The sequence below is a fragment of the Streptomyces sp. NPDC051921 genome (assembly GCF_040680975.1).
Classification (GTDB): Bacteria; Actinomycetota; Actinomycetes; order Streptomycetales; family Streptomycetaceae; genus Streptomyces.
In genome coordinates, this window is the sequence record NZ_JBFAXU010000007.1 from 19,610 (window position 1) to 35,456 (window position 15,847).

Genomic DNA, 15,847 nt, shown 5'->3' on the forward strand with positions numbered 1-15,847 from the left:
TCTTCGCGGCCGTCACCTCGTCCCGGCCGCCCGAGAAACGAACGAAAGGTGCGGCCATGGCGCTCGGCCACCCCCGGCGTACCGGGCTCTCCGATCAGGTGATCGCCGAGCTGCGGAACCAGATCACGTCCGGCGAATGGCCGGTGGGCTCGCGGATCCCGACGGAGCCGGAGCTCGTCGAACAACTGGGCGTCGCCCGCAACACCGTGCGCGAGGCGGTCCGCGCGCTCGCGCACAACGGCCTCCTCGACATCCGGCAGGGCTCCGGCACGTACGTCGTGGCGACGAGCGAGCTGGCCGGGGTCATGCACCGGCGGTTCGCCGGCTCCGACCCCCGGGACGTGGCGGAGCTGCGCTCCACCCTGGAGTCCTCGGCGGCCCGGCTCGCCGCCCAGCGCCGCACCGACCGGGACATGAAGCAGCTGGACGCCCTGCTCCTGAAGCGCGAGGAGGCGTGGCGGTCGGGGGACGCCGAGGCGTTCGTGACGGCGGACGCGGTCTTCCACCACGCGGTGGTGGTGGCCTCGCACAACGACGTGCTCACCGAGCTCTACGCGGACCTGGGGCACGTCCTGCGCGAGTGGCTGCGCGGCGACGTGGGCCGGGAGCTGCGGCCGGAGAACCACATGGACCACGCGCGCCTGGTGGAGGCGATCCGCGCGGGCGACGCCGAGCGGGCGGCGACGGAGGCGGCGAGCTATCCGTTCCTGTGCCTCAGGAGCCCGGAGCCGACCGCGCCCCAGAAGCCCTGACCGACCGCGCCTCAGGAGCCCTGCGCCGCCGGCTCGTGGGTGATCCAGGCCGAGCGGACCTCTTTCCAGCAGCGTCCGGTGACCTGGGCGTAGTCGGCGGGGCCGACCTCGACCGGGGCGCTGTCGCTGTCTATGTCCCACCAGCGGTCGCACTCCACGTGGAGGCGGACTCGGTCGGTGCGGGGGTACGGGTTCTGGCAGTGGGCGGTGACGACGGAGCCCTGGACGAGGGTGCGGCAGGAGGCGCCGACGTTCTCGTCCGATCCGGCCCCGGGGGCGTACGCCGCGCCCGTGGTGGCGTCCGCGGCGGGGGCGGGGGCGGCACGGACCTCGGCGGCCACGGCGAGGCCCGCCAGGCCCGCGAGGAGCGCGGCGGCCGAGACGAACGCGGGGGCCCTGAAGTGCGGCGCGGGCATACCCGTACCTCCTCCCCATCAGTAGCCGGAATGTCACGCTCTGACCCAGTCTGGGGTTGTTCGCCAGACTTTTCGAGTCGGGACGGCGGACCCCGGGAACGACAAGGGCCGGGCGCCCGCCGTGATGGCGGGCGCCCGGCCCTTCGTACAACTGCCCGGGACGCTTACGCGCCGATGGCGTGCAGGCCGCCGTCCACGTGGACGATCTCGCCGGTCGTCTTCGGGAACCAGTCGGAGAGCAGCGCCACGATGGCACGGCCGGCCGGCTCCGGGTCGGACAGGTCCCACTGCAGCGGGGAGCGGCTGTCCCAGACGCTCGCCAGCTCGGAGAAGCCGGGGATGGACTTCGCGGCCATCGAGCCGAGCGGACCGGCCGAGACCAGGTTGCAGCGGATGTCCTGCTTGCCCAGGTCGCGGGCCATGTAGCGGCTGGTGGCCTCCAGGGCGGCCTTGGCCGGGCCCATCCAGTCGTACTGCGGCCAGGCGAACTTCGCGTCGAAGGTGAGGCCGACGACCGAGCCGCCCTCGCTCATCAGCGGCAGCAGCGCCATCGTCAGGGACTTCAGCGAGAAGGCCGAGACGTGCATGGCGGTCGCGACCGACTCGAACGGCGTGTTGAGGAAGTTGCCGCCGAGCGCGTCCTGCGGCGCGAAGCCGATGGAGTGCACGACACCGTCGATGCGGTCGCCCAGGTGCTCGCGGACCTGGCCCTCGAGGCGCGCGAGGTGCTCGTCGTTGGAGACGTCGAGCTCCAGGACCTTCACGTTCTCGGGCTTGGGGAGCTTCTTGGCGATGCGCTCGGTCAGCGTGGGCCGGGGCCAGGCGGTGAGGATGATCTCCGCACCCTGCTCCTGGGCCAGCTTCGCGGCGTGGAAGGCGATGGAGGACTCCATCAGCACACCGGTGATCAGGATGCGCTTGCCCTCGAGAATTCCGCTCATGTGATCAGTGACCCATGCCCAATCCGCCGTCAACCGGGATGACGGCTCCAGTGATGTACGAGGCGTCGTCGGAGGCGAGGAACTTCACCGCGGCGGCGATCTCCTCCGGCTGCGCGTAACGGGCCAGCGGCACCTGGGACACGATGCCGGCGCGCTGCTCGTCGGTCAGCACGGCGGTCATGTCGGTGTCGACGAAGCCGGGCGCGACGACGTTGAAGGTGATGTTGCGCGAGCCGAGCTCCCGGGCGAGGGATCGCGCGAAACCGACCAGGCCGGCCTTCGAGGCGGCGTAGTTCGCCTGACCCGCGGAACCGAGCAGACCCACGACCGAGGAGATCAGCACGACGCGGCCCTTCTTGGCGCGCAGCATGCCGCGGTTGGCGCGCTTCACGACCCGGAAGGTGCCGGTGAGGTTGGTGTCGAGGACGGACGTGAAGTCCTCCTCGGACATGCGCATGAGGAGCTGGTCCTTGGTCACGCCGGCGTTGGCCACGAGGACCTCCACCGGACCGTGCTGCTCCTCGATCTCCTTGTACGCCTGATCCACCTGCTCGCCGTCGGTGATGTCGCACTTGACGGCCAGGCAACCGAGATCGGTCAGGGCGACCGGCGGCTCGCCGGAGCGGTACGTGAACGCGACCTTGTCGCCTGCCTCGGCGAACGCGCGGGCGATGGCGAGGCCGATGCCCCGGTTGCCTCCGGTGACGAGAACCGAGCGGCTCAACGGATCACCCTTTCGATAAGCGGTCTGGTACGTCGAAAACCTATCGGTCCCTTCCGCGATACGGAGAATCGGGCCCTGACAGTGGCGTACGGATGTCACTGTCGGGTCCCTACAGAAAGGTCTGGGCATCGCGGCCGAAAGCACGACATGATCGGGGGCGACCGGTCTCACACGACAGGAGACAGCTGTGCAATCTGGGCCGCATTCCCTCGACGAAGCCTTCACCCAGCTCCCGTTGCGGGCACTGGCCGACGCGGCGCTCGCGCGGGCGCGGGCGCTCGGCGCCGAGCACGCCGACTTCCGCCTGGAGCGGGTGCGCAGCGCCGCGTGGCGGCTGCGGGACGCCAAGCCGTCGGGTTCCTCCGACACCACCGACCTCGGCTACGCGGTGCGCGTGGTGCACGGCGGGGCCTGGGGCTTCGCCTCCGGCGTCGACCTGACCATGGACGGTGCCGCGCGGGTCGCCTCGCAGGCGGTGGCCATGGCGAAGCTCTCGGCGAAGGTGATCGCGGCGGCCGGGTCGGACGTGGGGGCACCCCCTGGGAGTCCTTGGGGGCGCGTGGAGCTCGCCGACGAGCCGGTGCACGCGGACAAGGTGTGGATCTCCTCGTACGAGATCGACCCGTTCACCGTCTCCGCCGAGGAGAAGAGCGGGCTGCTCGCCGAGTGGAGCGCGCGGCTGCTGGCGGCGGAGGGCGTGGCGCACGTGGACGCCTCGCTGCTGACGGTCTTCGAGAACAAGTTCTACGCGGACACGGCGGGCACCGTCACCACCCAGCAGCGCGTACGGCTCCACCCGCAGTTCACCGCGGTCGCCGTGGACGGGACGACCGGCGAGTTCGACTCGATGCGGACGATCGCGCCGCCGGTGGGGCGCGGCTGGGAGTACCTGACCGGGACCGGCTGGGACTGGGACAAGGAGCTGGAGGAGATCCCGGCCCTGCTCGCCGAGAAGATGCGGGCGCCGAGCGTCGAGGCCGGGCGCTACGACCTGGTGGTCGACCCCTCCAACCTGTGGCTGACCATCCACGAGTCGATCGGCCACGCCACCGAGCTGGACCGTGCGCTCGGCTACGAGGCGGCCTACGCGGGCACCTCCTTCGCCACCTTCGACCAGCTGGGCAAGCTGGCGTACGGCTCCTCGATCATGAACGTGACGGGCGACCGGACCGCCGAGCACGGGCTCGCGACCATCGGCTACGACGACGAGGGCGTCGAGGCGCAGTCCTGGGACCTGGTGAAGGACGGCACGCTCGTCGGCTACCAGCTGGACCGCCGGATCGCGAAGCTGACCGGCCTCGGGCGCTCCAACGGCTGCGCCTTCGCCGACTCCCCCGCCCACGTGCCGGTGCAGCGGATGGCGAACGTGTCGCTGCAGCCGGACCCGGGCGGGCTCTCCACGGAGGACCTGATCGGCGGCGTGGAGCGGGGCATCTACGTGGTCGGCGACCGTTCCTGGTCGATCGACATGCAGCGCTACAACTTCCAGTTCACCGGCCAGCGCTTCTTCCGCATCGAGAACGGGCGCCTGGCCGGCCAGCTGCGGGACGTCGCCTACCAGGCGACGACCACGGATTTCTGGGGCTCCATGGAGCAGGTCGGCGGGCCCCAGACGTACGTCCTCGGCGGCGCGTTCAACTGCGGCAAGGCCCAGCCGGGCCAGGTCGCCGCGGTCTCGCACGGCTGCCCTTCCGCCCTGTTCCGGGGCGTCAACATTCTGAACACGACGCAGGAGGCCGGTCGATGAGCCGCGTCAGCAAGCCGTACGAGATCGTCGAGCGGGCCCTGGAGCTGTCCCGCGCCGACGGGTGTGCCGTCATCGCCGACGAGCAGTCCTCGGCCAATCTGCGCTGGGCCGGGAACGCGCTCACCACCAACGGGGTCACCCGGGGCCGGCAGCTGACGGTGATCGCCACCGTGGACGGCGCCCAGGGCACCGCCTCCGGTGTGGTCTCGCGATCGGCGGTGACCGCCGACGACCTGGAGCCGCTGGTGCGGGCCGCCGAGGCCGCTGCGCGGGCCGCGGGCCCCGCCGAGGACGCCCAGCCGCTGGTGGACGGCGTGGCCACGTCGCCCGACTTCACCGACGCCCCGGCGGAGACCTCCTCCGCCGTCTTCGACGCCTTCGCGCCGGCCCTCGGCGAGGCCTTCGCCCGGGCCCGTTCCGGCGGCCGCGAGTTGTACGGGTTCGCCAACCACGAGCTGACGTCCAGCTACCTGGGCACGTCGACCGGGCTGCGGCTGCGCCACGACCAGCCGAACGGCACCCTGGAGCTCAACGCCAAGTCGCCGGACCGCAGCCGCTCCGCGTGGGCGGGGCGCTCGACCCGGGACTTCAAGGACGTCGACCCGGCGGCGCTGGACGCCGATCTCGCCACCCGGCTCGGCTGGGCGGAGCGGCGGATCGAGCTGCCGGCCGGACGGTACGAGACGCTGCTGCCGCCGACCGCCGTCGCCGACCTGCTGATCTACCAGATGTGGTCCGCGACGGCCCGGGACGCGGTGGAGGGCCGGACGGTCTTCTCCAAGCCCGGCGGCGGCACCCGGATCGGCGAGACGCTCTCGCCGCTGCCGCTGACCCTGCGCAGCGACCCGCACGAGCCGGGTCTCGAGTCCTCTCCGTTCGTGATCGCGCACTCCTCGGGCGACGACTCCTCCGTCTTCGACAACGGCCTGCCGATCTCCCCCGTGGACTGGGTACGGGACGGGAAGCTGGCCCACCTGGTCACCACGCGGCACACCGCGGGGCTCACCGGCCTGCCCGTGGCCCCGGGAGCGGGGAACCTGATCCTGGAGGGCGGCGGGGAGCGGTCCCTGGAGGAGATGGTCTCGGCCACGGAGCGCGGCCTGCTGCTCACCTGCCTCTGGTACATCCGCGAGGTCGACCCGGCGACGCTGCTGCTCACCGGGCTGACCCGGGACGGCGTCTACCTCGTCGAGAACGGCGAGGTGGTCGGCGCGGTGAACAACTTCCGGTTCAACGAGTCCCCGGTCGACCTGCTGTCGCGGGCCACCGAGGCGGGCCGCACGGAGAAGACGCTGCCGCGCGAGTGGAGCGACTGGTTCACCAGGGCCGCGATGCCGGCCCTGCGGGTGCCGGACTTCAACATGAGCTCGGTCAGCCAAGGGGTCTGACCCCCATAGACTGATCGCGACAACTTTTTCCCGTACGCACCAGTGATCATCACGAGGAGACGGACGACGTGACGGACATCGTCGACGAGCTGAAGTGGCGTGGGCTCTTCGCCCAGTCCACCGACGAAGAGGCCCTGCGCAAGGCGCTCGCGGACGGTCCCGTCACGTTCTATTGCGGTTTCGACCCGACCGCGGCGAGCCTCCACGTGGGTCACCTGGTGCAGGTCCTCACCGTGCGCCGGCTCCAGCAGGCGGGGCATCGGCCGCTGGCGCTGGTCGGCGGGGCCACCGGCCAGATCGGTGACCCGCGGCCGACCGCCGAGCGCACCCTGAACGACCCGGAGACGGTCGCGAACTGGGTGAACCGGCTGCGTTCGCAGATCGAGCCGTTCCTGTCCTTCGAGGGCGAGAACGCCGCGGTCATGGTGAACAACCTGGACTGGACCGCCGGAATGTCGGCGATCGAGTTCCTGCGGGACATCGGCAAGCACTTCCGGGTCAACAAGATGCTGACCAAGGACTCCGTGGCCCGGCGCCTGGAGTCCGAGCAGGGCATCAGCTACACCGAGTTCAGCTACCAGCTGCTGCAGGGCATGGACTTCCTGGAGCTGTACCGGCGGCACGGCTGCACGCTCCAGCAGGGCGGCTCGGACCAGTGGGGCAACCTGGTGGCGGGGCTCGACCTGATCCACAAGCTGGAGCCGGAGGCGCAGGTCCACGCGCTGGCGACGCCGCTGATGGTGAAGGCGGACGGCACCAAGTTCGGCAAGACCGAGAGCGGCGCCGTCTGGCTGGACCCGGAGATGACCACGCCGTACGCGTTCTACCAGTTCTGGCTGAACGTGGATGACCGGGACATCTCCACCTACATGCGGATCCTCTCCTTCAAGTCCGTCGCGGAGCTGGAGGAGCTGGAGGCCCTGACGGCCGAGAGGCCGCAGGCGCGGACGGCCCAGCGGGCCCTCGCCGAGGAGCTCACGACCCTGGTGCACGGCGCCGAGCAGTGCCAGGCGGTCATCGACGCCTCCAAGGCGCTCTTCGGCCAGGGCGAGCTGGGTGACCTGGACGCGGCGACGCTGGCCGCGGCCCTGTCCGAGCTGCCGCACGCGCGGGTGACGGAGCTGGGCCAGGTCGTGGACCTGTTCGCCGAGGTCGGTCTCGCGCCGAGCAAGTCGGCGGCCCGTCGCACGGTGAAGGAGGGCGGCGCCTACGTGAACAACGTCAAGGTGACCGCCGAGGACGCCGAGGTGTCGGCGGACGAGCTGCTGCACGGCCGCTGGCTGGTGCTGCGCCGGGGCAAGAAGAACCTGGCCGCGATCGAACTGGCCGCCGGCTGACGTCGTACGGCCGCCCCCGGGCGGGCACGACCGGAGGCCCGGTAGGCGCGCGGTGCGCCGTACCGGGCCTCCGGTGTGTCGGCGGTGGGCGGTCAGGGACTCCGCGTGCGCCCGTGTGCCCGGTCTCGGCGCATCGGCCGTACGGCGCATGCCGGACGGCGCCGTGCGTGCCCCGCCCCGCTGCGCCGGGAACGACGGGCGTACCGTGGAATCAGGTACGGACCGGGGAGAGTCCGGCACGGATCGTGGGTGGTGGAATGTGATGCGGAAGCATGGCGGAACCGAGGTGTTCCGGATCACCGGCGCCCGGCAGGGCCTGGCCGAGGACGTCCGCGGCCGACAGCGGCGGTACGTCGTGTCGATGACGATCCGCACGCTCTCCGTGATCGCCGCCGTCGCGCTGTGGAACGTGGAGCGGCACGTGGCCATCGTGGCGCTCGTGGCCGGGGCGGTCCTGCCCTACATCGCGGTGGTGATCGCCAACGCGGGCCGCGAGTCCGCGCCGTCCCTTCCCTCCAGCTTCATCCCCCATCCGGTGCGGCCCGAGCTGGAAGCCGATGCGGAACGCCGGGACGACGGAAACGATCACGCAGCGTGAGCGCGAAGCTCAAGAAATGCTCAGATCAATCATGAAGTTCCGGTGCACCGCACCCCATTCCCCGTGACATACTGCCTACGCGCTCCGCATCCCCCGTCGGAGCGACGGACCGATGCCGGGCAGCTCCCCCCGTGGCTGCTCGGCATCGCCCTTGCTGGACAATGATCGGGTGAGTGACGAGAAGCCGATCTGTTCCGCGAAGGGGTGCCGGGCCGACGCCGTCTGGGTCCTCGCCTGGAACAACCCGAAACTGCACACGCCCGAGCGGCGCAAGACCTGGCTCGCGTGCGAGGAGCACCGCGAGCACCTCTCCCAGTTCCTGGGCGTACGGGGTTTCCTGAAGGACGTCGTCCTGCTGAGCGAGTGGGACTCAGCCGCCGATCGCTGACATCGGGCGCTCGGGCTGGAGGAAGCTCGGGTCGTCCAGGCCCGAGCCGGCCTTCTTGCCCCACATGGCCTTCTTCCAGATGCCGGCGATCTCCGCGTCCGACGCCTCGGAGCGGAGCGCCCCGCGCAGGTCCGTCTCCTCGGTGGCGAAGAGGCAGGTGCGCACCTGGCCGTCGGCGGTGAGCCGGGTGCGGTCGCAGGCCCGGCAGAAGGGGCGGGTGACGGAGGCGATGACGCCGACCGTGTGCGGGCCGCCGTCGACGACCCAGCGCTCGGCGGGGGCGGAGCCGCGCTCGTCGGAGCCTTCGGGGGTCAGCTCGAAGCGGGTGCGCAGCGACTCCAGGATGTCCCCGGCGGTGATCATGCCGTCCCGCTTCCAGCCGTGCTGGGCGTCGAGCGGCATCTGCTCGATGAAGCGGAGCTCGTAACCCTGCTCCATGGCCCAGCCGAGCAGGTCGGGGGCCTCGTCCTCGTTGAGCCCGGGCATCAGGACCGCGTTGATCTTGACGGGGGTGAGGCCTGCCTCGCGGGCGGCGGCCATGCCGTCGATGACGTCCTGGTGCCGGTCACGGCGGGTGAGGGTCTTGAAGACATCGGGCCGCAGGGTGTCGAGGGAGACGTTGACCCGGTCGAGGCCGGCCGCCTCGAGGGCGGCGGCGGTGCGCTTGAGCCCGATGCCGTTGGTGGTCAGGGACATCCGGGGGCGGGGGGTCAGGGCGGCGCAGCGCTCGACGATGCCGACGAGGCCGGGGCGGAGCAGCGGCTCGCCGCCGGTGAAGCGGACCTCGGTGACGCCGAGCTCGGTGACGGCGACCCGGACCAGGCGGACGATCTCGTCGTCGGTGAGCAGGTCGGGCTTGGCCAGCCACTGCAGGCCCTCTTCCGGCATGCAGTACGTGCAGCGCAGATTGCACCGGTCGGTGAGGGAGACCCGCAGGTCGGTGGCCACGCGGCCATAGGTGTCGATGAGCACTTGGCCCCCTCCCCTTCTTCCGGTTCGCTTCTCGTTCGAGCCTACGTGACCCGTCGGACACGGTGCACGGGCCGATTGTCACGAGGACGGGACCGGCCGCGTCGTAGAACTCTACGACGCGGCCGGTGGTTCGAAGCGGAACGTATACGACTCAGTGCGCTCCGACGCCGGTGAGGGACTTGACCTCCAGCTCCGCGTACTTGCCCTTGTCCGGCTCCTCCTTGGAGAGGACGGTGCCGAGCCAGCCGAGCAGGAAGCCGAGCGGGATGGAGACGATCCCGGGGTTCTCCAGCGGGAACCAGTAGAAGTCGACGGTCTTGAACATCGAGGTGGGCTTGCCGGAGACGACCGGCGAGAACAGCACCAGGACGACCGCGGAGACCAGGCCGCCGTAGATCGACCAGAGCGCTCCACGGGTGGTGAACCGCTTCCAGAAGAGGCTGTAGAGGATCGTCGGCAGGTTGGCGGAGGCGGCGACCGCGAAGGCGAGGGCGACCAGGCCGGCGACGTTGAGGTCGCGGGCGAGGGCGCCGAGCGCGATGGAGACGATGCCGATGAGGACGGTGGCCCAGCGGGCGGCCCGCACCTCCTCCTTCTCGGTGGCCTGCCCGCGCCGGATCACGTTGGCGTAGATGTCGTGCGCGAAGGACGAGGACGAGGCCAGGGTGAGGCCGGCGACGACGGCGAGGATGGTGGCGAAGGCGACGGCGGAGATCACGGCGAGCAGGATCGCGCCGCCGGTGGAGTCCGAGCCGCCGCCGATCTCCAGGGCGGCGAGCGGGGCGGCGGTGTTGCCGGCCTTGTTGGAGGCGATGATGTCGGTGTTCTTCAGCAGGGCGGCGGCGCCGAAGCCGAGGACGATCGTCATCAGGTAGAAGGCGCCGATGATGCCGATGGCCCAGTTGACGGACTTACGGGCGGCCTTGGCGGTGGGCACCGTGTAGAAGCGGATGAGGATGTGCGGCAGGCCGGCCGTGCCGAGGACGAGCGCGATGCCGAGCGACAGGAAGTCCAGCTTCGAGGTGCCGGTGGCGCCGTACTTGAGACCGGGCTTGAGGAAGGCGTCGCCCTTGCCGCTGTTGGTGGCGGCCGCGCCGAGCAGCTCCGAGATGTTGAAGTGGAACTTCAGCAGGATGAGGAAGGTGATCAGGAGCGTGCCGGCGATGAGCAGCACGGCCTTGACCATCTGCACCCAGGTGGTGCCCTTCATGCCGCCGATGGTCACGTACACGATCATCAGGATGCCGACGAGGGCGACGATGGCGACCTTCCCGCCGTCGCTGGTGATGCCGAGCAGCAGCGAGACCAGGACGCCGGCGCCGGCCATCTGCGCGAGCAGGTAGAAGATCGAGACCACGATGGTGGAGGTGCCGGCGGCGGTCCTGACGGGGCGCTGACGCATCCGGTACGCGAGGACGTCGCCCATCGTGAACCGGCCGGAGTTGCGCAGCGGTTCGGCGACCAGGAGCAGGGCGACCAGCCACGCGACGAGGAAGCCGATCGAGTAGAGGAAGCCGTCGTATCCGAAGAGGGCGATGGCTCCGGCGATGCCGAGGAAGGACGCGGCGGACATGTAGTCGCCGGAGATCGCCAGGCCGTTCTGGAAGCCGGTGAACTGGCGTCCGCCGGCGTAGAAGTCGGCGGCGCTGCGGGTCTGCCGGCCGGCCCACACGGTGATGACGAGCGTGGCGACGACGAAGGCCGCGAAGAGCGTGATGATCAGGGGGCGGTGCTCGCTGGTGGCGTTGCCGGCGGCGAGGGGTACGGCCACCGCCTGGAAGGTGCTGCTCATGCGTCGGCCTCCATACGGTGCTTGATGGCGTCGGCCTTCGGGTCGAGGCGGTTCGCCGCGTGCCGCGAGTAGAGCCAGGCGATGAGGAACGTCGTGGCGAACTGGCCGAGGCCGAGGACGAGCGCCACGTTGACGTTGCCGAACACCTTGGTCCCCATGAAATCGCCCGCGTAGTTGGAGAGCAGTACGTACAGCAGATACCAGGCGATGAAGGCGATCGTCAGCGGAAAGGCGAAGGAACGGTATGTACGGCGCAGTTCGCCGAATTCCTCGCTTTCCTGGACCTCGATGAACTGCTCCGTCGTGGGCTGGACGGGACCGGTGTCGGTCTCCGTTCCGTTTCTCGGCGGCGGCGGTGCTTCGGTAGCCACGGACTCTCCTCGTGACGCGGGGACGGACGGCATGGTCAAGGGGGGCCTCACCAGGGGTGCGGGAAACGGAGCCCGGAACGGAGCTCCTCCCCTGCTCAACGGCACGGAGCCGGCGGCGAAGTGGTTCACGCGGGTGGATTTCTTTGCCCGGATCTTCATGAAGTCTTCTCAACTCATTGATGACCGGGGAAGATCGGCGATAACTTCACTCGTCATGCACCTGTTCACGCGCAATCGGCGCGCGGACAGTACATACGGATGATGTGGAGAACCCATGGCTCATCTGGGATCGAGGCGCGGCCGAGTACTCGCTCTGCCGGCCGGTCTCGCGCTCACGGCCTCGCTCGGCTTCCTTCCCTCCGGCGCCGCCTCCGCCGCGGAACTGAGCGATGCCCCGACGGCGACCGTGGCCACCAACGGCCCGAAGCTGTCGTACGTGGTCAACGTCGACAACGGTCGCTGGTCGGCCGCGTCGGTGAAGAAGGCGATAGCCGCCGCCGGCGGCGAGGTGGTCGTGTCCTACGACCAGATAGGCGTCATCGTCGTCCACTCGCAGAACCCGGAGTTCGCGAAGACGATCCGCCAGGCGCGCGGCGTGATCTCGGCCGGCGCGACCCGTACGGCCCCGCTGACCGTGCAGTCCGACGACTCCGTCGGCGAGAGCGCCCAGGCGCTGACCCCGGCCGAGATCAAGGCCGCCGCGGCCGCGGCCTCGGACGAGCAGGACCCGCTGGAGCCCCTGCAGTGGGACCTCCCGGCGATCAAGGCCGACAAGGCCCACCAGAAGACCCTCGGCAGCAAGAACGTCACCGTCGGCATCATCGACACCGGCGTGGACGACACCCACCCGGACCTCGCGCCGAACTTCGACGCGGCCGCCTCCGCCAACTGCGTCAGCGGCAAGGCCGACACGACCCCCGGCTCGTGGCGTCCCCAGGCGGGCGAGAGCGACCACGGCACGCACGTGGCGGGCACCATTGGCGCCGCCAAGAACGGCATCGGCGTCACCGGCGTCGCGCCGGGCGTCAAGCTCGCGGGCATCAAGGTCTCGACCCCGGACGGCTTCTTCTACACCGAGGCCGTGGTCTGCGGCTTCGTGTGGGCGGCCGAGCACGGTGTCGACGTCACGAACAACAGCTACTACACCGACCCGTGGATGTTCGCCTGCAAGAACGACGAGGACCAGAAGGCCCTCATCGAGGCGGTCACCCGCGCCACCCGCTACGCGGAGCGCAAGGGCACGGTCAACGTCGCGGCGGCCGGCAACTCGAAGTTCGACCTCGCGGCCGACTCGATCCTCGACAACAGCAGCCCGAACGACACCACGCCGGGCGACCGGGTCATCGACCCGAAGCAGTGCTTCGACTACCCGGGCATGCTGCCGGGCGTGGTGACGGTCTCCGCGACCGGCGCCAAGGGCCTGAAGGCGTCGTACTCCAACTACGGTTACGACGTCATCGACGTGGCGGCGCCCGGTGGCGACCGCACCGAGTACCAGACCCCGGACGCCCCGGCGGTCAACGGCCGCATCCTGTCGACCACGGTCAACGGCGGCTACAACTACAAGGCCGGCACGTCGATGGCCTCGCCGCACGTGGCGGGCGTCCTCGCGCTGCTGAAGTCGACGCACCCGAAGGCCAGCCCGGCTGCCCTCAAGGCGCTGCTGTACGCGCAGGCCGACGAGCACGCGTGCACCAACCCGTACGACATCGACGGCAACGGCACCGTCGACGCGGTGTGCGAGGAAGGCGCCGACAAGAAGAACGGCTTCTACGGGGCCGGCATCGTGGACGCGCTCGCCGCTGTCCGCAAGTAGCCGGATCCGCGCGTGACCGAACCGCCCGTGGCACTGAGTGCCACGGGCGGTTCATAGTTGGTCCATGAACACGACAGTGCGAACGGGTACGGAGTCCTTGTGGTCGGCCCTGGGCGGCGATCCCGCCCTGCTCGACCGGGTGGCGTACGGCGGGGTCTCGGGGCTGCTGCCCGCGCGGCTTCCGGTGATGGACCTGGCACGGGCGACCGTCGCGGTCTGCTCGCTGGCCGCGGCGGAGCGGGCGGGGGCCGCGGGGCCGGTCCGGGTGGACGACGGGGCGGTGGCCACGGCCTTCGTGAGCGAGCGGCATCTGCGGGTGGACGGCCGGGCCCCGGTGAGCTTCGCGCCGCTGTCGCGCTTCTGGCGGGCCGCCGACGGCTGGGTCCGCACCCACGCCAACTACCCGCACCACCGGTCCGCCCTGCTCGCCGCCCTGGGCACGGCCGACTCCGTGGAGGACGTGGCCGCGGCGATCGCCGAGCGCGAGGCGGTCGAGGTCGAGACGGCGGTGTACGCGGCCGGGGGCCTCGCGGTGGCCCTGCGCACGCCCGAGGAGTGGGCGGCGCACGAGCAGGGCCGGGAGGTGGCGGCGCGCCCCCTGCTGACCCGGGAGCGGCTCGACGAGACCGCGCCCCGGCGGCGTGCGGGCGGGCCGCTGCGGGTGCTCGACCTGACCCGGGTGCTGGCCGGCCCGGTCGCCACCCGGACGTTCGCGCTGCTCGGCGCGGACGTCCTGCGGATCGACCCGCCGGGCAACCCGGAGCTGCCGGACCAGCACGCCGACACGGACATCGGCAAGCGGACGGCCGCCCTGGACCTGGACAGCCCCTCCGACCGGCGCACCTTCGACGAACTCCTCGACGCGGCCGACGTGCTGGTGACCGGCTACCGGCCGGGCGCCCTGGACCGCTTCGACCCGCACCGGCCCGGTCTGGTGATCGCCCGGCTGTCGGCCTGGGGCGACTACGGGCCCTGGGGAGAACGGCGCGGCTTCGACAGTCTGGTGCAGGTGGCGACCGGGATCGCGGCCCTGGAGGGCTCGGCTGCCGAGCCGGCCGCGCTGCCCGCGCAGGCCCTCGACCACGGCACCGGCTATCTCCTGGCGGCTGCCGTGCTGCGGTCGCTGACCGAGCAGGACCGGGACGGCGGCACCCGGCTCGTACGGCTCGCGCTGGCCCAGACCGGGCACTGGCTGACGCACGCGCTCCCCCGGTACGAACCGGAGCGGTATCTCGCGCAGACGCAGGGCCCGCTGGGCCGGCTGCGGCACGCGCTGTCACCGGTGTCGTACGAGGGCGGCCCGACGGGCTGGACGCGCCCGCCGGGCGTCGCGGGGGCGGACGCCCCCGCCTGGCTCACGGCTTGACGAGGACCTTCAGGGCGGTCCGCTCGTCCATCGCGCGGTAGCCGCCGGGGACGCCGTCCAGGCCGACGGTGACGTCGAAGACGGGGGACGGGTCGATCGTCCCGTCGAGGACGTCCGGGAGCAGCTCGGGGATGTAGGCGCGGACCGGGGCGACGCCGCCGCGCAGGGCGATGTTCCGGTCGAACATGACGGACAGGTCGAGGCCGGTGCCGCTGCCGTGCGGGACGCCGACGTACCCGATGGAGCCGCCGTCGCGGGTGATGTTCACGGCGGTGCGCATGGACTGCTCGGTGCCGACGGCCTCGATGACGGCGTGGGCGCCCTGGCCGCCGGTGAGCTCGCGCACGGCGGCCTCGGCGGCCTCGCCGCGCTCGGCGACGACGTCGGTGGCGCCGAAGGTGCGGGCGATGTCGGTGCGGGCGGTGTGCCGGCCGAGCGCGATGATCCGCTCGGCGCCCAGCCGCTTGGCGGCGAGCACGCCGCACAGGCCCACGGCGCCATCGCCGACGACGGCGACGGTGGAGCCCCTGGTCACGCCGGCGCCGAGGGCGGCGTGGTGGCCGGTGCCCATGACGTCGGACAGCGCGAGCAGTGCGGTGAGCAGGCGGTCGTCGGCCGCGGCCTCGGCGGGCAGCTTGACGAGGGTGCCGTCGGCGTACGGGACGCGGACGGCCTCGCCCTGGCCGCCGTCGGAGCCGACGGAGCCCCAGAAGCCGCCGTTGGGGCAGGAGGTCTGGAGGCCCTCGGCGCAGTAGTCGCAGCTGCCGTCGGACCAGACGAAGGGCGCGACGACGAGGTCGCCCGCCCGGAAGCCGCGGACGTCGGCGCCGGCCGCCTCCACGACGCCGAGGAACTCGTGGCCGATGCGCTGGCCGGGCTGCCGGGCGGACTCGCCGCGGTAGGCCCACAGGTCGCTGCCGCAGATGCAGGCGCGGAGCACACGGACGACGACGTCGGTGGCGTCCTGGATCACCGGGTCGGGCACGTCCTCCACGCGCATGTCGAAGGGGGCGTGAATGGTGGTGGCGCGCATGGGTCCTCGCTGTGCTGTGCTGAGCTGCGCTCAGAGGGTTGTACGACGTTCACCGTACATCGAGCGCAGGGCTCCCTCGGTCAGCAGGTACTGCGCCGCGATGTAGGTCAGCATGACCCAGAAGTCGGGCGCGGGCAGCTGGGGCGGTCCGGCGACACCGGTGGCGAGGAGGAAGGCGCGAGCAGGACGCGGGAGGCGCGGCTCAC

General features: G+C 71.3%; 15 protein-coding genes and 1 pseudogene. 8 read left to right on the forward strand and 8 right to left on the reverse strand.

Annotation, left to right across the window (positions count from 1 at the left end):
- Positions 1–56: 56 nt before the first annotated feature.
- Positions 57–752 carry a FadR/GntR family transcriptional regulator gene (locus tag AB0M16_RS11380; protein ID WP_365341359.1) on the forward strand — a complete coding sequence of 232 codons (696 nt, stop codon included), beginning with the start codon at positions 57–59 and terminating at the stop codon, positions 750–752.
- Between the two features lie 11 nt (positions 753–763).
- Here AB0M16_RS11380 and AB0M16_RS11385 read toward each other — a convergent pair whose 3' ends face one another.
- The 3 genes from AB0M16_RS11385 to fabG all read right to left on the reverse strand — a co-directional run bounded on the left by AB0M16_RS11385 (position 764) and on the right by fabG (position 2,833).
- Positions 764–1,168, reverse strand: coding sequence for a hypothetical protein (locus tag AB0M16_RS11385; RefSeq protein ID WP_365341361.1), 405 nt, complete (start codon positions 1,166–1,168; stop codon positions 764–766).
- 164 nt (positions 1,169–1,332) lie between these two features.
- Positions 1,333–2,109: an enoyl-ACP reductase FabI gene (gene fabI / locus AB0M16_RS11390; protein WP_365341363.1), complete on the reverse strand. Its 777-nt coding sequence runs from the start codon at positions 2,107–2,109 to the stop codon at positions 1,333–1,335.
- 4 nt (positions 2,110–2,113) lie between these two features.
- Positions 2,114–2,833: a 3-oxoacyl-[acyl-carrier-protein] reductase gene (fabG, locus tag AB0M16_RS11395; protein ID WP_365341365.1), complete on the reverse strand. Its 720-nt coding sequence runs from the start codon at positions 2,831–2,833 to the stop codon at positions 2,114–2,116.
- A 187-nt stretch (positions 2,834–3,020) separates the two neighbouring features.
- Here fabG and AB0M16_RS11400 point away from each other — a divergent pair, with 187 nt between their 5' ends.
- The 5 genes from AB0M16_RS11400 to AB0M16_RS11420 all read left to right on the forward strand — a co-directional run bounded on the left by AB0M16_RS11400 (position 3,021) and on the right by AB0M16_RS11420 (position 8,291).
- Entirely contained in the window at positions 3,021–4,580 is a 1,560-nt protein-coding gene (locus AB0M16_RS11400; protein ID WP_365341367.1) for a TldD/PmbA family protein, read from the forward strand.
- Positions 4,577–5,968: a TldD/PmbA family protein gene (locus tag AB0M16_RS11405; protein ID WP_365341369.1), complete on the forward strand. Its 1,392-nt coding sequence runs from the start codon at positions 4,577–4,579 to the stop codon at positions 5,966–5,968. Before AB0M16_RS11400 ends, AB0M16_RS11405 begins: the two co-directional genes overlap by 4 nt.
- A gap of 68 nt (positions 5,969–6,036) precedes the next feature.
- Entirely contained in the window at positions 6,037–7,305 is a 1,269-nt protein-coding gene (gene tyrS, locus AB0M16_RS11410; protein ID WP_365341371.1) for a tyrosine--tRNA ligase, read from the forward strand.
- 262 nt (positions 7,306–7,567) lie between these two features.
- The gene (locus AB0M16_RS11415; protein WP_365341373.1) at positions 7,568–7,903 is read left to right on the forward strand and encodes a DUF3099 domain-containing protein; all 336 of its coding nucleotides are present in this window, start codon (positions 7,568–7,570) and stop codon (positions 7,901–7,903) included.
- Between the two features lie 169 nt (positions 7,904–8,072).
- Entirely contained in the window at positions 8,073–8,291 is a 219-nt protein-coding gene (locus tag AB0M16_RS11420; RefSeq protein ID WP_365341375.1) for a hypothetical protein, read from the forward strand.
- Here AB0M16_RS11420 and moaA read toward each other — a convergent pair.
- The 3 genes from moaA to AB0M16_RS11435 form a co-directional block, all read right to left on the reverse strand.
- Positions 8,274–9,263, reverse strand: coding sequence for a GTP 3',8-cyclase MoaA (gene moaA, locus AB0M16_RS11425; protein ID WP_365341377.1), 990 nt, complete (start codon positions 9,261–9,263; stop codon positions 8,274–8,276). The genes AB0M16_RS11420 and moaA overlap by 18 nt on opposite strands.
- Before the next feature lie 151 nt (positions 9,264–9,414).
- The gene (locus AB0M16_RS11430) at positions 9,415–11,055 is read right to left on the reverse strand and encodes a cation acetate symporter (protein ID WP_365341379.1); all 1,641 of its coding nucleotides are present in this window, start codon (positions 11,053–11,055) and stop codon (positions 9,415–9,417) included.
- Positions 11,052–11,426, reverse strand: coding sequence for a DUF485 domain-containing protein (locus AB0M16_RS11435; RefSeq protein ID WP_365341381.1), 375 nt, complete (start codon positions 11,424–11,426; stop codon positions 11,052–11,054). Before AB0M16_RS11435 ends, AB0M16_RS11430 begins: the two co-directional genes overlap by 4 nt.
- A 274-nt stretch (positions 11,427–11,700) precedes the next feature.
- Here AB0M16_RS11435 and AB0M16_RS11440 point away from each other — a divergent pair, with 274 nt between their 5' ends.
- Complete coding sequence (locus AB0M16_RS11440) at positions 11,701–13,242, forward strand: S8 family serine peptidase (RefSeq protein ID WP_365341383.1); 1,542 nt, start codon at positions 11,701–11,703, stop codon at positions 13,240–13,242.
- A 64-nt stretch (positions 13,243–13,306) separates the two neighbouring features.
- On the forward strand, positions 13,307–14,608 hold the full coding sequence (locus AB0M16_RS11445) for a CoA transferase (RefSeq protein ID WP_365341385.1): 1,302 nt from the start codon (positions 13,307–13,309) through the stop codon (positions 14,606–14,608).
- Here AB0M16_RS11445 and AB0M16_RS11450 read toward each other — a convergent pair.
- Both AB0M16_RS11450 and AB0M16_RS11455 read right to left on the reverse strand, forming a co-directional pair.
- Complete coding sequence (locus AB0M16_RS11450; RefSeq protein WP_365341387.1) at positions 14,598–15,641, reverse strand: zinc-dependent alcohol dehydrogenase family protein; 1,044 nt, start codon at positions 15,639–15,641, stop codon at positions 14,598–14,600. The genes AB0M16_RS11445 and AB0M16_RS11450 overlap by 11 nt on opposite strands.
- A gap of 30 nt (positions 15,642–15,671) precedes the next feature.
- A pseudogene (locus AB0M16_RS11455) lies at positions 15,672–15,812 on the reverse strand (lysoplasmalogenase); the annotation flags it as partial.
- Positions 15,813–15,847 lie beyond the last annotated feature (35 nt).

Coding starts and splice junctions, on each gene's coding strand:
- AB0M16_RS11445 (WP_365341385.1), top strand. CDS start 13,307: ATGAACACGACAGTGCGAACGGGTACGGAGTCCTTGTGGTCGGCCCTG.
- AB0M16_RS11450 (WP_365341387.1), bottom strand. CDS start 15,641: ATGCGCGCCACCACCATTCACGCCCCCTTCGACATGCGCGTGGAGGAC.
- AB0M16_RS11440 (WP_365341383.1), top strand. CDS start 11,701: ATGGCTCATCTGGGATCGAGGCGCGGCCGAGTACTCGCTCTGCCGGCC.
- AB0M16_RS11380 (WP_365341359.1), top strand. CDS start 57: ATGGCGCTCGGCCACCCCCGGCGTACCGGGCTCTCCGATCAGGTGATC.
- AB0M16_RS11430 (WP_365341379.1), bottom strand. CDS start 11,055: ATGAGCAGCACCTTCCAGGCGGTGGCCGTACCCCTCGCCGCCGGCAAC.
- fabI (WP_365341363.1), bottom strand. CDS start 2,109: ATGAGCGGAATTCTCGAGGGCAAGCGCATCCTGATCACCGGTGTGCTG.
- AB0M16_RS11405 (WP_365341369.1), top strand. CDS start 4,577: ATGAGCCGCGTCAGCAAGCCGTACGAGATCGTCGAGCGGGCCCTGGAG.
- AB0M16_RS11415 (WP_365341373.1), top strand. CDS start 7,568: ATGCGGAAGCATGGCGGAACCGAGGTGTTCCGGATCACCGGCGCCCGG.
- AB0M16_RS11385 (WP_365341361.1), bottom strand. CDS start 1,168: ATGCCCGCGCCGCACTTCAGGGCCCCCGCGTTCGTCTCGGCCGCCGCG.